This window comes from Pseudomonas brassicacearum (assembly GCF_009601685.2).
GTDB classification, from domain to species: Bacteria; Pseudomonadota; Gammaproteobacteria; order Pseudomonadales; family Pseudomonadaceae; genus Aquipseudomonas; species Aquipseudomonas kilonensis_B.
The window spans coordinates 4,407,887-4,422,013 of the sequence record NZ_CP045701.2 but is presented as its reverse complement, the minus strand read 5'-3'; the positions used below and the strand labels follow the sequence as shown (position 1 = coordinate 4,422,013).

General features: G+C 59.4%; 14 protein-coding genes. All 14 read left to right on the top strand.

The window, feature by feature from the left end; genetic code table 11:
- Positions 1 to 10 precede the first annotated feature (10 nt).
- The 14 genes from GFU70_RS18705 to GFU70_RS18640 all read left to right on the top strand — a co-directional run bounded on the left by GFU70_RS18705 (position 11) and on the right by GFU70_RS18640 (position 13,539).
- A complete protein-coding gene (locus GFU70_RS18705; RefSeq protein ID WP_319017025.1) occupies positions 11 to 214 on the top strand; it encodes a hypothetical protein in 204 nt (67 codons plus the stop codon).
- A 3-nt stretch (positions 215 to 217) separates the two neighbouring features.
- Positions 218 to 3,103, top strand: coding sequence for a phage tail tape measure protein (locus GFU70_RS18700; RefSeq protein WP_153388592.1), 2,886 nt, complete (start codon positions 218 to 220; stop codon positions 3,101 to 3,103).
- Positions 3,093 to 3,431, top strand: a complete 339-nt coding sequence (locus GFU70_RS18695) for a phage tail protein (protein ID WP_153388591.1) — start codon at positions 3,093 to 3,095, stop codon at positions 3,429 to 3,431. Before GFU70_RS18700 ends, GFU70_RS18695 begins: the two co-directional genes overlap by 11 nt.
- Before the next feature lie 9 nt (positions 3,432 to 3,440).
- Positions 3,441 to 4,190 (top strand): phage minor tail protein L, encoded by a 750-nt coding sequence (locus tag GFU70_RS18690; RefSeq protein ID WP_153388590.1) that lies wholly within the window; start codon positions 3,441 to 3,443, stop codon positions 4,188 to 4,190.
- A gap of 2 nt (positions 4,191 to 4,192) precedes the next feature.
- The gene (locus GFU70_RS18685) at positions 4,193 to 4,954 is read left to right on the top strand and encodes a C40 family peptidase (protein WP_153388589.1); all 762 of its coding nucleotides are present in this window, start codon (positions 4,193 to 4,195) and stop codon (positions 4,952 to 4,954) included.
- A 404-nt stretch (positions 4,955 to 5,358) separates the two neighbouring features.
- A complete protein-coding gene (locus tag GFU70_RS18680) occupies positions 5,359 to 5,757 on the top strand; it encodes a DUF2846 domain-containing protein (protein ID WP_153388588.1) in 399 nt (132 codons plus the stop codon).
- 75 nt (positions 5,758 to 5,832) lie between these two features.
- Complete coding sequence (locus GFU70_RS18675; RefSeq protein ID WP_193034312.1) at positions 5,833 to 6,393, top strand: tail assembly protein; 561 nt, start codon at positions 5,833 to 5,835, stop codon at positions 6,391 to 6,393.
- Between the two features lie 57 nt (positions 6,394 to 6,450).
- Positions 6,451 to 10,014: a host specificity protein J gene (locus GFU70_RS18670; RefSeq protein ID WP_153388586.1), complete on the top strand. Its 3,564-nt coding sequence runs from the start codon at positions 6,451 to 6,453 to the stop codon at positions 10,012 to 10,014.
- On the top strand, positions 10,011 to 10,334 hold the full coding sequence (locus tag GFU70_RS18665) for a hypothetical protein (protein WP_153388585.1): 324 nt from the start codon (positions 10,011 to 10,013) through the stop codon (positions 10,332 to 10,334). The genes GFU70_RS18670 and GFU70_RS18665 overlap by 4 nt, the downstream gene beginning before the upstream one ends.
- Complete coding sequence (locus tag GFU70_RS18660; RefSeq protein WP_153388584.1) at positions 10,334 to 11,008, top strand: hypothetical protein; 675 nt, start codon at positions 10,334 to 10,336, stop codon at positions 11,006 to 11,008. The genes GFU70_RS18665 and GFU70_RS18660 overlap by 1 nt, the downstream gene beginning before the upstream one ends.
- Positions 11,009 to 11,021: 13 nt before the next feature.
- The gene (locus tag GFU70_RS28820) at positions 11,022 to 12,080 is read left to right on the top strand and encodes a hypothetical protein (RefSeq protein WP_226920935.1); all 1,059 of its coding nucleotides are present in this window, start codon (positions 11,022 to 11,024) and stop codon (positions 12,078 to 12,080) included.
- Positions 12,080 to 12,541, top strand: a complete 462-nt coding sequence (locus GFU70_RS18650) for a hypothetical protein (RefSeq protein ID WP_153388583.1) — start codon at positions 12,080 to 12,082, stop codon at positions 12,539 to 12,541. The genes GFU70_RS28820 and GFU70_RS18650 overlap by 1 nt, the downstream gene beginning before the upstream one ends.
- 60 nt (positions 12,542 to 12,601) lie before the next feature.
- Positions 12,602 to 13,027, top strand: a complete 426-nt coding sequence (locus GFU70_RS18645; RefSeq protein ID WP_153388582.1) for a cell wall hydrolase — start codon at positions 12,602 to 12,604, stop codon at positions 13,025 to 13,027.
- Positions 13,024 to 13,539 (top strand): lysis system i-spanin subunit Rz, encoded by a 516-nt coding sequence (locus tag GFU70_RS18640; protein ID WP_153388581.1) that lies wholly within the window; start codon positions 13,024 to 13,026, stop codon positions 13,537 to 13,539. The genes GFU70_RS18645 and GFU70_RS18640 overlap by 4 nt, the downstream gene beginning before the upstream one ends.
- Positions 13,540 to 14,127: the final 588 nt, after the last annotated feature.

Sequence of the window (14,127 nt, the reverse complement as noted above, 5' to 3'; positions counted from 1 at the left end):
GCTGGCCTGGATGCGGTACGCCCAGAAGGCGGGCTCGCTGAATCTGGGGCTTCGCCTCGAGCATGGGTTTGCAATGCTGGCGACGCTGCTAAACAACGTGCACGGCGGAAAGGCGACCTTTGAAGACTTCCTTCCTGATCGTGGACAGAAGCCCGAGCCAAAAGCAGCCACGCCGCAGGATCTGTTAGCGCTGCTGCAGTCGGTCAAGAGGTGATTTATGGCTGTTGATTCACTTGGCCAACTGACGGTCGATCTGGTTGCCAACACTGGCGGCTTTGAAAAGGGGATGGACCGGGCACAACGCTCTCTCAAGTCCGCCACGCGGGAAGCCAAGTACCAAGCCGACCAGTTGGATAAGCTGGTCGGCCAGATTGACCCGGTGATTGGGGCCTATGGCCGCCTCGACAAGATGGAAGAGCAGCTGCGCAAGCACCGTGCGGCCGGCCGGCTGGATAATGCCGACTTCACCATGTACCTCGATAAGCTGAAGGTGCAGCGTGACGCAATCGAAAAAGTTGACCGCGTCATGGCCAAGAACGGCCAGACCGCCAAGCAATATGCGGCCAACCTGCGCGGTGTTCCTGCGCAGTTCACCGATATCGCCGTTTCGCTCCAGGCTGGGCAGAACCCGCTGACGGTTTTCCTACAGCAGGGCGGGCAGCTCAAGGATATGTTCGGTGGAGCCGGTCCGGCGGCCAAGGCTTTGGGCGGGTATGTGCTTGGATTGGTGAATCCGTTCACCGTTGCGGCGGCTGCGGCCGCCGTACTCGCGCTGGCTTACAAGCAAGGCTCCGACGAGGGAACGGCGTTTACTACCTCGCTGGCAATGACCGGGAATACCGCTGGCACCACGGCAAGCAGCTTGGCAACCATGGCTCGCCAGGTGTCGGGCGCTAGCGGTACGGTCGGCAAAGCATCCGAAGTGCTGGCGCAGTTGGCGGCATCTACGCGCATTCCAGTGGCTGCGTTCGAGTCCATGGCCGCCGCGGCGATCAAGTTCGAATCGGCTACCGGCATCGCTGCAGAGACCACGGTCGAAAACTTCAAGCGGATCGCCAAGGACCCGGTAGCGGAAATTCTGAAGCTCAACGAGTCGATGAATTTTCTGACGGCGACCACTTACGAAAACATCAAGTCGCTGCAGGAGCAGGGGAAGACCCTGGAGGCCGCCGCGCTGGCAACCGCCGCGTATGAAGACGGGTTAAACCGCACATCCGCGTCCATCAAGCAGAACCTCGGCGTCCTTGAGGCCAGTTGGGGGGCGGTGAAAAACGCCGCCAAAGGGGCCTGGGATGCGGCGCTGAACGTTGGGCGCGAGGAAACGCTTGATCAGCAGATCGCCAAGCTGGATGAGCAACTCAACGCGATTGCCGACAGTGCGGCCCTTCGTAACAAGCGCGATCCCAGAGGAAGGCCCGCGGATCCATTTAGCAATCTGACGCCCGATGATAGCTTCCGCAAGGACGCCCTTGAGCGTGAGAAAACCGAAAAGCTGGTGCTCAAGTCCGAACAGGATCGACGAGCCGCCGCGAAAGGCTTTCAGCAGCAACAACAGCAGCAATCGCTGGAAGACCAGGTGCGCCTGGACAAGCTGCGCAAAGAAACGGAGAGCAACTCGGTCAAGCGTGAGCGCGAGTTGGGGGAGTACCGGCTGCTGGTTGAGCGGCGCGTCACTCAGTCGAAGGCCTCGGGCGATAAGTCGTTGCTGATCTCTGCAGAGCAGCAGGCGAAGGATATCGCCGCTATTAACGAGAAATACAAGGATCCCAAGGCCGCCAAGGCTCCGGCGTATCGTGAAGACGCCGGCATCAAGGCGCTTGACCAGGCGAAGCAGCAGTACGCAGTGCTTCAGCAACAGAGTGCGCAGATCGGCGATCAGTCGGCTGCGAGCCAGACGCTTGGTGCGAATGCGAAAAAGTTGGTCGAGTGGGAGCAGCAGCTTGCCGACATCAAGAGCAAGAAAACGCTTACTGCTGAACAGCAGTCGCTGCTGGCCAACAAGGAACTGATCACCGCCCAACTCAAGCGCAACGCTGCGCTCGAAACCGAGAACACGCTGCGCGATAAGGGGCTGGAAACCCGTCGAAAATTAGCGGCGTTCGATGAAAACCTGAAGAGCCAGCTTTCCAGCGCACAGCAGGGCCTCGACAACAACCTGGCCGGCATCGGCCTGGGTGATGAACAGCGCAAGCGCTTGCAGGAGCAGCGCAGCATCCAGCAGTCCTATCAGTCGCAGCTGGACAAGCTGACATCCGATTACAACAAGAGCAACAAGGACCAGTTCAGCACCGAACTGTACGACCAGGAGACCCAGGCGTTGAAATCGGCGCTCGATCAGCGTCTGGCCATGCAGCACAAGTTTTACGCCGATGAGGATGAAGCCCGGGGTGACTGGACGATGGGAGCATCCTCGGCCTTCCAGAACTACCTGGATCAGGCGAAGGACGTCGCCGGCCAGGCGAAGGCTGCCTTCACATCGCTCTATGACGGTCTCACCGACGCTGCGGTTGATTGGGCGTTCGGTGCAGATGAGAGTTTTGGAGAGGTGGCCACGAGCTTTGCGAAGATGATCGCCAAGATGGCATTGGAGTCGGCCGCATCGGGCGTTTTCAGCAGCATCGCGGGGAGCGCCCTGGGCACCGCAATTGGTAGTGCGTTCGGCGGCGGTAGTGCGCCGGTTTCGGCGGGAAGCACTGCTGCTGGCTATAGCGCCCAATATGGGTTTGATGATGGCGGCTACACCGGCCCGGGCGGCAAGTACGAGCCGGCGGGGATAGTCCACGGTGGCGAGGTGGTGATCCGCAAGGAAGTTGTAGATCGGCCAGGCATGAAGGAGTACCTGGTCAACCTGAACAAGCGAGGGTATGCGGACGGCGGCTATGTTGGGTTGTCGGGCGGCTCGTCCGCCGCGCCGGCCGCGCCTGGGCAGATCGTCATCAATCAGTCCTTTGAGGTACAGAGCGCTGGCGCCGGAGCATCGCAGCAAGACTCTCAAGCCCTGGGCCAAGCCTACGCCGATGTCGCAAAGCGCGGAGCGCAGCAGGAAATCGTCAGGGAAACCCAGCCTGGCGGCAAAATCTGGAGGCTTGTGAATGGCCGTTGAAACGTTTGATTGGTGTCCAATGGTCGAGACCACCAGCACACCGGAATACCGGAACCGATCTTCTAAGTTCGGCAACGGTTATGAGCAGGTCGTCGGGGACGGACCGAACAATCGGCTAGATTCCTGGCCGCTGACGTTTGTTGTGCGGGAGGCGGTGGCGCTGGAGATCAAAGACTTTCTGGATCGTCACGCCGGGCACAAGTCGTTCTTCTGGACGCCGCCGCTTGGGGAACTCTCATTCTTTCGTGGCACTGCACCGTCGATCACGCCGAAAGGTGCCGGTTGGTTCACCCTGACCACCACCTTCACCCAATCGTTTCTCCCTTAAGGGGCAATCATGCCGCTGATCAGTGAAATCCAGGTTCTCGAGCCTGGCAGCGAAGTGCTGCTTTTCGAATTGGACGGGTCTGACTATGGCGCAGATGTCCTGCGCTTCCATGGACACTCGATCCCGTACACGGCTGCGGAGCTGATCGCCGCCGGCGCCGCGGCCGATGAATTGCCGGCCAAGTCGATTTACTGGCAGGGCAACGAGTACGGCGCCTGGCCGATGCAGATCGACGGCATTGAATCCAACGGCGACGGCACGGCCGTCCGCCCAACGTTGTCGGTGGGTAACGTCAATGGCCGGATCACAGCCCTGTGCCTGGCCTTCGACGACCTGCTCGAGTTCAAGTTGACCATGCGGCACACGCTGGGCACGTACCTGGACGCCGAGAACTTCCCAGGCGGCAACCCTCAGGCCGATCCAACCCAAGAGACGATCGAGGTCTGGTATATCGACCAGAAGACGAACGAGGACGGGGAGACGGTCACCTGGGAGCTTGCCAGCCCGGGCGACGTGGGTGGGGAGTCCATTGGGCGCCAGGCCACGACGCTGTGCCATTGGTGCCTGACCGGCGGCTACCGTGGGCCGAACTGTAGCTACACCGGGCCCTACGTGACAAAGGACGGGGTGGTCACGGACAATCCGGAACTGGACGAGTGTGACGCCACGCTTGGCCGGGGTTGCATTCCACGCTTCGGCGAGGGCAACCCGCTGCCCTTCGGAGGCTTCCCCGCCGTTTCCCTGATCGCCAGGAGCTGACCATGCGCAAACACATCCTGAGTGCGATCCAGGAGCACGCGGCCGCCGAATATCCGAAAGAGTGCTGCGGGCTGCTGCTTGCGCTGGGCCGTAAGCAGCAGTATTTCCCATGCAGAAACATCGCGACCGAGCCGAGTGAAGAATTCATTATCGACCCTGAGGATTACGCCGCGGCGGAAGACCTTGGCGAGGTGATCGGCATTGTTCACTCCCACCCGGACGCCACCAGCAGGCCGTCGCCGCGCGACTTGGCGATGTGCGAAGCCACGGCTATGCCTTGGCACATCCTGAGCTGGCCGGAGGGCGACTTGCGGACGGTGGTGCCAACCGGCGATACACCGTTGCTCAAGCGCCCGTTCGTTCACGGCGCCTGGGATTGCTGGCAGGTCTGCGCGGACTGGTACAAGCGCGAGTGGGCGCTAGAGTTCGAATCCTTCAAACGAGCCGACGGCTGGTGGGAGAGCAAGGACAACGCCAGCCTCTACGAGGCGAACTACGAGGTCGCCGGCTTCAACCGGGTCGACCAGCCACAGCGCGGCGACATGATCGTGATGGAGGTGGGCCGGACGGTTCACCCGAACCACGCCGGGATTTTCCTCGGCGCCGACCCGGCGCTGCCCGGTGAAGAGTCCGCGACCTTCGGCCCCGGGCCGTTTCTGCTTCATCACCTGTATGGTCGACCGAGCGAAATCATCGTCTTCGGTGGTCCCTGGCTAGACCGAACACGCCTTATCCTCAGGCACAAAGATGCACGGCCAGACTAGATGAAGGAACTGATGAAATCGGTTGCGTAATGGCGGTTTGACTTCACTTCATCTTGCGTACTAAATTGGCAAAACAGCTAGTTGCTCACTTTTTCTGAGTCAACCTGAAACCGCCAAAGGATTGAAATGGTCAAGCTAATGTGGATCGTCACTGTTCTGATGTCTCTCGCTGGTGCAGTCATAGCATTTGGAGGTATGTATGCGGCACAGAGTGCGCCGCAAGAGGCTGCTGCTGCAGCTATGGGTGTTGCGTGCGCCGTCATCCCTTACTGCATTTCAAGGGCGCTTGGCGAAATTCGTTCTCTCGGATAGGCATGGGCTCAGCAAGCTAGGTATGCCCAGCGCGCCCGCTGGGCTTTTTTCATTTCTGATATCTTGTGACCATCTTCCACAGGAGTGACCCCATGAGATTGTTCGTAGGCGCGGCGGCTATTGCTTTGCTGACGGGGTGTGCAACCTCCCCGGTTCCTTCCAGCGAAGCTGACCCGGTCCCGTCGTCCAGGATGTTCGCATTTCAAGCTCCGACTCAAGGTGATTCGACCCTTGTCGTTACTCGGGACAATGGCTTCGTGGGCGCCGGCTGCAATACGACGTTGAGCATCGATGGCCACAGGGCGGCAGAGATCGGTTCCGGCGAGACGGCGAAATTCCGCGTTGCTCCAGGTGAGCACATTGTCTCGGCGTCAGCCTGCGGTAGCGGCTTGAAGGAGCGGGAAACCAACATCAAGGCCGGCAGCACCAAGAAATTCAGGATATCCATGGACTCAGCGATGAGCATGGACTTATCGCCCACCATGCAATGACAACAAGCCGCCTCCGGGCGGTTTTTTTACGCCCGGAGAAAAGCCTTGGCAGCCACGCTCAGCAACAACCCAGCCATGACCACCATTCTTCTTTCTGGACCGCTTATCAAGCTGTTCGGACGCGCCCACTATCGTCAGCTTGGCAGCAGGTCCGTGGGTGAGGCTTTCAAGGCCCTCAAATGCACCCTCGAAGGATTTGAGGCGGCGATTAGGGACCTCGAGCGCAAGGGGATGCGCTTTGCGATCTTCAGGAATCGTCAGAATGTGGCCGAGAAGGATTTTTCACTCGGGGGCGCACAAGAGATACGCATCGTACCGCTGGTGTCTGGTAGTAAGCGTGCCGGCCTCCTACAGACAATCGTCGGCGCCGTTCTGGTCGCTGCGGGCACGTATTTTGGGCAGCCGTGGGCTGTTCAGCTTGGCGTTGGCCTCGTCGCTGGTGGCGTCATCCAGATGCTAAGCCCCCAGGCGTCCGGCCTTAAGCAAAGCGCATCCCCTGACAACGCACCGTCCTACGCCTTCGGCAGCGCCAAGAACACCACAGCCAGCGGCTACCCCGTGCCGATCCCCATCGGCGACCGCCGGTGGGGCGGGATGATTATTTCCGCATCGATATACGCCGAAGACAAAACGTAACCCGAACGCAGTAAGCAGGCCGCCCATGAGGCGGTTTTTTTTCGCCTGGAGGAAAGCATGGGAGCAGCACGCAAGATCGATATTCACGGCGCGAAAGGCGGAGACAAAAAGCCTAAGTCCCCGACTGAGGCCAGCGACAACCTGCGCTCCACGAATATTGCCAAGCTGTTGATCGCCGTGGGCGAGGGCGAGTTTGAGGAGTCTCCCACTGCGGCGACCATCTTCCTTGACAACACGCCAATCAATGACGCCAGCGGCAACGTCAACTTCCCCAACGTGAAGTGGGAGTGGCGCTCCGGCTCTGTCGATCAGACCTACATCCCAGGCATTCCATCCGTCGAGAACGAGACATCGCTGAACATCGAGCTGCGCAGCGATGCAGCCTGGGTTCGGTCCGTGACGAACACCCAGCTTTCAGCCGTGCGCCTGCGCTTCGCCTGGCCAGCGCTCCAGCGCCAGGACGACCAAGGCAACATTGGCGGCTATCGCATCGAGTATGCAATCGACGTGGCTACCGACGGCGGAGCCTATCAGCAGGTGCTGACAGATGCTGTGGATGGGAAGACCACCACCCGCTACGAGCGCTCCAAACGTGTCGACCTGCCTGAGGCAACCACGGGCTGGCAGATCCGCGTCCGCCGCCTGACACCCAACCAGAACAGCAACAAGATCGCCGACACGATGCTGATCGCTGGCTTCACCGAGGTGATCGACGCGAAGCTGCGCTACCCGAACACCGCGCTGCTCTACATCGAGTTCGACGCCGAGCAGTTCACCAACATCCCGGCCGTCACCGTGAAGTGCAAGGCCAGGAAGTGGCAGGTTCCGAGCAACTACGACCCGATCGCCAGGACGTACGCCGGCACCTGGGATGGCAGCATGAAGCTGGCCTGGACCAATAACCCGGCCTGGATCACATACGGCATTTGCACAGAGGAGCGTTTCGGCCTGGGCAAGCGCATCAAGCCGTTCATGGTCGACAAGTGGGAGCTGTACCGGATCGCGCAGTACTGCGACCAGCTTGTGCCCGACGGCCTGGGCGGCACCGAGCCGCGCTTCCTCTGTGACATGAACCTGCAAGGCAAGGCCGACGCCTGGACGCTGCTGCGGGACATCTCCGGCATCTACCGAGGGATGACCTACTGGGCTCAGGGCCAGTTGATCATGCAGGCAGACATGCCTCGGGCCCAGGACTTCGACTACGTCTTCACGCGGGCGAACGTCATCGACGGGAAGTTCTCCTACGGCAGCGCCTCGGCGAAGACCCGGTACACCCGGGCCCTTGTCAGCTACGACAACCCTTCGAACAACTACGACACCGACGTCATTCCGTTTTCTGACCTGAGCCTCCAGCGCCGTTATGGGGACCGGCCAACCGAGCTGAGCGCCATTGGCTGCACCCGCGCCTCCGAAGCCCAGCGCCGTGGCAAGTGGGCGATCCTGAGCAACAACCTGGATCGAACCGTCACGTTCAAGACCGGCATGGAGGGTGTAATCCCGCTCCCGGGCCACATCATCCCCGTGGCCGACTCGCTGTTGGCCGGTCGGGAGATTGGCGGGCGGATCTCAGCCGTTGCCGGTCGCGTGGTGACCCTGGACCGTGATACCCAGGCGAAGGCCGGGGACCGACTGATCATCAACCTGCCCGGCGGGCGCGCAGAAGGGCGCACTGTGCAGAGCGTCGCTGGCCGTGCCGTGACCGTGACCGTCGCCTACAGCGAGGCGCCGCGGGCACAGCTTCAGTGGGCTCTGGATGCTGACGACCTGGCGATCCCGTTGTACCGGGTGTTGCGGACCAAGCGCACCACCGAGGGCGATTTTGAAATCAGTGCCCTGCAGTACGAACCAAGCAAGTTCGCTTTCATCGACACCGGCGCACGCCTGGAAGACCGGCCGATCAGCGTTATTCCGATCACCGTCGTTCCTGCGCCTGCGAGCGTCACAGTCGTATCGACCTCCTCGGTTGTCCAGGGGCTGGCTGTGGCCACCATGACAATCAGCTGGCCTGCCGTCGATGGGGCGGTTGCCTATGACGTCGAATGGCGAAAGGACAGCGGGAACTGGATCAAGGTCCAGCGCACAGGCTCGACCAACGTCGATGTGGTGGGCATCTATGCGGGCGGCTACGTGGCCCGCGTCCGCGCGGTGAGCGCCTTCGACATCTCGTCGATCTGGCGTAACTCCGTGCTGACCGAACTCAAGGGCAAGGAAGGTCTGCCACCGGCGGTGTCGTTCCTGACAGCGGCTTCGCTGCTGTTCGGCATCGGCCTCAAGTGGGGATTCCCTGCTGGCGCCGAGGACACCCAGCGGACAGAAATCTGGTACGGGTCAACCAACGTCCTGGAGAACGCCACGAAGCTGGCCGACCTGGCTTATCCCCAGAGCGACTACAGCCTGCAAAGCCTGCTGGCCGGCGCCACGTTCTTTTTCTGGGCGCGCCTGGTGGACCGTATCGGGAACATCGGACCATGGTACCCAGTCGGCAACGGCGTGCTGGGCCAGGCCAGCTCCGACGCTGGCCCGATCTTGGACCTGATCAAGGGGCAAATCACCGAAACGGAACTCGGCGAAGATCTGCTCACTGAAATCGAGAAGATCCCAGGCCTTCAGGCCCAAATCGACGCGCTCGACGGGCTGTCGGCCTACAAGCCGGATGAGCCCTATGAGACGGGCCAGATGGTGGTGGAGGACGGTCGCATCTTCCAGGCAAAAATCCCGGTCCCAATCAACACACCACCGCCCAACACCACCTACTGGCTCGATGTTGGGCAGTCGGTCGAGGCGAACAACGGCCTGGCGCAGCAGGTGGCGACCAACACCGCCGACATTACCGAAATTGACGGCGTGGTCACCGCCCAGGCCACAGCCTTCGAAGCGCTTCGGGCTTCGTACCGCGACGACAACGGGGAAGGGGAGCTGGCCGACGCCATCAAGGGCTGGACCAGTACGGCGGCAATTGCCCAGGAAACCAGCGTCAGGGCGAACGAAAACGAGGCAACCGTCCGGCGGCTGACGACCTTCGATGCGCAGATCGGCGAGAACGCGGCGAACCTGACCACGCTGGAAGAGGTGGTGGCCACGAACGAATCGGCAACCTCGACGAAGATCGATCAGCTGACCGCAACAGTCGGATCGAACACGGCGGCCATTCAGCAGACGTCTACGGCCTATGCCGACACCAGCGGCAAGCTGAACACGATGTGGTCGGTGAAGATGCAAGTCAACGCTCAAGGCCAATACGTTGCTGCGGGTGTCGGGCTCGGCATTGAGAACACCGGGGCCGGCCTGCAAAGCCAATTCCTGGTTGCTGTTGATCGGTTTGCGGTGGTGAACGGCATCAACGGCAATCTGTCTGTGCCGTTCGCTGTATCGGGCGGCCAGGTGTTCATGAACTCTGCCTTTATCGAGGACGGCAGCATCACTATGCTGAAGATCGGCCAGTACCTGCAATCGGACAACTATGTTGCCGGATCGCAGGGCTGGCGCTTGGATAAGTCTGGGAACCTGGAGTTTAACGGACCGGCACCAGGTGGCGGACGCCTGACGATGACCAACCGCGCGATCAAGGTCTACGACGAGAACGGTGTGAAGCGCGTGCAGCTTGGAGACCTTTCCGCATGAGCTTTGGGCTGAAGATTTGGGACGAAAGCGGAAACGTAACGCTGGATGAAACGTCCTTCACTATGCGCGTTGTACACAGCTCGATTGTTACTGGTTCGAACTCCGCAAACTACCAAACAATCGCAGTTCCAGGGCTTACGCCTTCTAATGGAACTGCTTTTGTTGTTCCTATCGGTAGCTACAACGTCAACTCTGATAAGCAACTTGAAACTGAAGTCATTAATGGCGCGGTCAGAGTTTATAGCTTTATCCGGGGGCGGGCGCAATACAGCAGCACGACCAGCTCAACAATGCGATTAATCGTAGTAAGGTTCTCCTGATGGCCTATGGATTAGAGTTCACAAATAACGACAATGTGGTGACTGTTGACTCGGAGTTTACTAGGTTGGTTGTGTTGGCCAAGGGCACATATCACCCAACTCAAGAATCAGGATTAGGGTCGGTGACGTCCTTCCCAAGAACAATTACAAGCCAAGAACCGCCGCTTGTTTTTGTTAGGCCGTCTGGAAGCAGCGGGATTGCCGGCCTGTGCTTGATGCGTGTTCTTGGTTCGCCTGGTGCTTGGACGGGTTTTTACGTCAGGGCGTATGACGTCAATACGCTTCAGCCGAACGGAACTTATTTTGCTTGCGGATTCGCCGCCACTGCTTTGGCTGATTTTGGTATGCGGCTTTGGGATGGAAACTCAAAGTTGCTATTTGATAGCGGAACCCCGTACGCGAGATTCACGAGGTCATTTCAAAACTGGTCCTATGTAAAAAGTGATACAACCAGTCAAGGGCAGGTTCGTAATTACTACAGGGTAAACTTCACATTCCCGGCAGGGGAGCACATGCTGATCAATACTTTCAGTATGCCGATGCTTGATGATGAGCCTTTTACAAGGTCTCTGTACTGCTGGTGGGACTTCTCCGGCGGGAATCTGTACGCACTTACTGTAGGTACAAACAACCCATTCGCATTCTTTCTTCCCGCAGTATTCGCAAAATTATAAAGGACAACTTCCTATGCCCTGGTATAAAACTGGGACGGTTTCCGTCACCCTGAATTCCAATGCTGTAACCGGTACAGGCACCGCGTTCATCGTGAACTCCCGGGTCGGCGATGCATTTCGTGGTCCGGATGGCCGGTGGTATGAAGTCACAAACGTGGCGAGCAATACGGCGATTTCCATCGATCCGCCCTATATTGGCGCGTCGGCATCTGGCGGCAGTTACGCGCTGGCGCCAATGCAGGGCTACGTGAAGGACTCTGCCGACGCACTCCGGGCCATCGTCAATACCTACGGCGCGCAGCTGGCGGCGCTGAAGACCACGGGGAACTATGACATTTTGCCGGTGAGCAAGGGCGGCACCGGGATCACAGATCTTTCTGCCTTCATGCAGGGGATGTTGAACGACCCCGACGCAGCGGCAGGGCGGCTAACTTTGAGCTCAGCGAAGTCTGGAGCGAATGCTGACATCACCTCACTGACCGGGCTTACGACTCCGTTGAGCGTTGCCCAAGGTGGCACCGGGAGAAATGTCATTGACCCTTGGGCTTTCCAGCCTCTTGGCGTACCCCTTCCGATTCTGTTTGATACGGCGGGAAACACACCGCCACAGAACCAAACCTACAAATACATCAAGCTCACGGCCTCTGATGCCTATAACGCTGGGCTGCTAACCAGCGAAACGGTGAGTGGTTCCGCCCCGCTGGTTGAGGCAACTGCTGTAATCAGCCTTGCAGGCAGCATCTTCAACGGCGCTACTGTGGCGCTGATCAACACCGACAGGAGTTTCATCCGTGCCGGTAGCCCACGCGTCAAGCAAAACGACGCACTGCAGAACATCACTGGTTCTTTCCAGCAGCGCCGACTGACCGACGGCACCGCACCAATGTATTCGGGGGTTGGGGCTCTTTCCGTCACAAATGCATCCGGCATCGCGGCAGCAAGAAGCACGGCAGGTGTTGGCGCAACACTCGCCTCAGACATCACAACCTTTGATGCCTCAGCCGTTGTTCGTACCGACACGGAGACCCGCTCGAAGAACATCGGCGCCACTTATTACATGAGGATTCTGTAATGCCATTTGCATCGAATGGAAAAATCAGTAGGGACCCAATTGATGAGGGGATCGAAATCACGGAGCAGCAATACGCCGCTGCGCTTGCGGGGATTCTGGAAGGAAAGGTTGTCTCCATTGATGGTGGACTGAGCGTCACCTTACCCCCTGAGCCCGTCGCACCGCCCTTGATCGAGCCGACACCGGACGAAATCAAAGAAGAGCTCATCTGGCAGACACAGGTGTTCATGGACGAAAAAGCGCGTGAGGCCGGTTATGACAGCTTGCTCACTGCGATCAGCTACGCCGAGGAGCCGACTGTTGCGAAATTCCAGAACGAAGGCCGCGCTTTCCGTGCTTGGCGCAGCCTGGTGTGGGCGTATGCCAATGAACAAGTCGAACTTGTGATTTCCGGTGCCCGGCCACAGCCCGCGATTGATGATTTCCTCAACGAACTGCCAGCACTGGTCCTTCCTGAATAAACCGTCATCGGCCGTCTGCCACCCGCCATCGAGCGGGATTTTTTTGCCTGGAGAAAAGTTATGACCGCAACCGAGAGAGACCGCGATATTTTGGCGAGGACGTTGTACGGAGAGGCCCGCGGCGAAGGTTTCGCCGGCCAGGTGGCCGTGGCCTGCGTGATCCGCAACCGCGTGAACGATGGCAAGGCCAAGTCCTGGTGGGGCGAGGGCTATGCCGGTGTTTGCCTGAAGCCGTACCAGTTCAGCTGCTGGAACAAGAACGACCCGAACTATCCCTACCTGAGCGGCGCCAAGCCGATCCCGCCGAAGCAGTTCGCCCAAGCGCAGCGTGCGGCCGATCTGGTGATCTCCGGTCAGGAGCCAGACATCACGAAAGGCGCGACCCACTACTACGCCACGACCATGCCGAAGCCGCCGGCCTGGGCCAAGGATGCCACCCAGACTCTGCGCCTGGGCAATCACGTTTTCTTCAAGGATGTGCCATGAGTCCCCTGGGGCTGAAGGCCTGGGCTGTCGGCGTTCTGGCGCTGCTGGCTCTGGCCGTGGGCGCGACGTGGAAGGTCCAGGACTGGCGCTACGGAAAGCAGCTGGCCGAGCAGGCCGGCCTTCACCAGTCGGACCTGGCCGAGATCAGCAGGGCGGCAGCTGCCCAGGTTCAGAAGGCGCAGGACAATCGGCTCGCGCTCGAGCAAAAGCTGGCAACCAGCGAACAAACCCACCACCAGGTGTTGACCAATGTCCAGAGAGCTCAAGATCGCCTGCGCGATCGCCTTGCCACTGCTGATTTGCGGCTGTCAGTCCTCCTTGACGAGGATCCAGCCAGTTGCAACGGAGTGCCTACCACCCCCGGCGCCGTCGGCGTGGTTCATGGAGGCCGTCGAGCCCAACTTGACCCAGCGCATGCTCAACGAATTGTCGCCATCACCAACGACGGCGACCGGGGGCTGATTGCGTTGAAGGCGTGCCAGGCGTATGTCAGAGAAGTGAATCAGCGATAGGCCTGATCAGCTCCGCACCCTGGTTGCACATAATAGAAAGCCCGGCGCTGGGCCGGGCACACTAGCCGAGCAGATGAGTAGCTTGTCGTGACATCACCATCTCTTCCAGGATCTCGCGGACAAGTCTATGGATTCCCTCTTCTCCGTGATAATGGCTGCGCTCTATCTGTGAGATCGTGAACTGGTTTGTGCCTGGGCCAGCCACGTTAATCGATAAGCATCCGTCTTCGTTAATCGAGCACGTGACAATGCACTGCGGAAGCCGATCAGAAAGAAGGCGTTCAAGATCGAGCTTGCTTAGGACGTCCATTCAGTGACCTGAAGGAAGGGGGGGAGGGAGTATAAGCATAGACCCTGACAGCCGAGTGTAAATGATGTCTTATTAATACCTCGCCAAATTGGCGGGCACATACGAAAAGCCCGGCGCTGGAGGCTCCACCCGCTGTCATCTTCAACCTCGTCTTGAAGGCAAAAATACTTGGGGTTAGTATGTTTTGTACATATTTTGTACAGGTATCAGCAGTATGACGCCCCTGGATAAGATCCTTGCCTGGCATCAGAACTGGTCCATTTTGAATGGAACCGTCA

What these genes read in the sequence shown, in the direction of transcription:
- GFU70_RS18705 (WP_319017025.1), top strand. Translation starts at nt 11, where the DNA reads ATGCGGTACGCCCAGAAGGCGGGCTCGCTGAATCTGGGGCTTCGCCTC.
- GFU70_RS18700 (WP_153388592.1), top strand. Translation starts at nt 218, where the DNA reads ATGGCTGTTGATTCACTTGGCCAACTGACGGTCGATCTGGTTGCCAAC.
- GFU70_RS18695 (WP_153388591.1), top strand. Translation starts at nt 3,093, where the DNA reads ATGGCCGTTGAAACGTTTGATTGGTGTCCAATGGTCGAGACCACCAGC.
- GFU70_RS18690 (WP_153388590.1), top strand. Translation starts at nt 3,441, where the DNA reads ATGCCGCTGATCAGTGAAATCCAGGTTCTCGAGCCTGGCAGCGAAGTG.
- GFU70_RS18685 (WP_153388589.1), top strand. Translation starts at nt 4,193, where the DNA reads ATGCGCAAACACATCCTGAGTGCGATCCAGGAGCACGCGGCCGCCGAA.
- GFU70_RS18680 (WP_153388588.1), top strand. Translation starts at nt 5,359, where the DNA reads ATGAGATTGTTCGTAGGCGCGGCGGCTATTGCTTTGCTGACGGGGTGT.
- GFU70_RS18675 (WP_193034312.1), top strand. Translation starts at nt 5,833, where the DNA reads ATGACCACCATTCTTCTTTCTGGACCGCTTATCAAGCTGTTCGGACGC.
- GFU70_RS18670 (WP_153388586.1), top strand. Translation starts at nt 6,451, where the DNA reads ATGGGAGCAGCACGCAAGATCGATATTCACGGCGCGAAAGGCGGAGAC.
- GFU70_RS18665 (WP_153388585.1), top strand. Translation starts at nt 10,011, where the DNA reads ATGAGCTTTGGGCTGAAGATTTGGGACGAAAGCGGAAACGTAACGCTG.
- GFU70_RS18660 (WP_153388584.1), top strand. Translation starts at nt 10,334, where the DNA reads ATGGCCTATGGATTAGAGTTCACAAATAACGACAATGTGGTGACTGTT.
- GFU70_RS28820 (WP_226920935.1), top strand. Translation starts at nt 11,022, where the DNA reads ATGCCCTGGTATAAAACTGGGACGGTTTCCGTCACCCTGAATTCCAAT.
- GFU70_RS18650 (WP_153388583.1), top strand. Translation starts at nt 12,080, where the DNA reads ATGCCATTTGCATCGAATGGAAAAATCAGTAGGGACCCAATTGATGAG.
- GFU70_RS18645 (WP_153388582.1), top strand. Translation starts at nt 12,602, where the DNA reads ATGACCGCAACCGAGAGAGACCGCGATATTTTGGCGAGGACGTTGTAC.
- GFU70_RS18640 (WP_153388581.1), top strand. Translation starts at nt 13,024, where the DNA reads ATGAGTCCCCTGGGGCTGAAGGCCTGGGCTGTCGGCGTTCTGGCGCTG.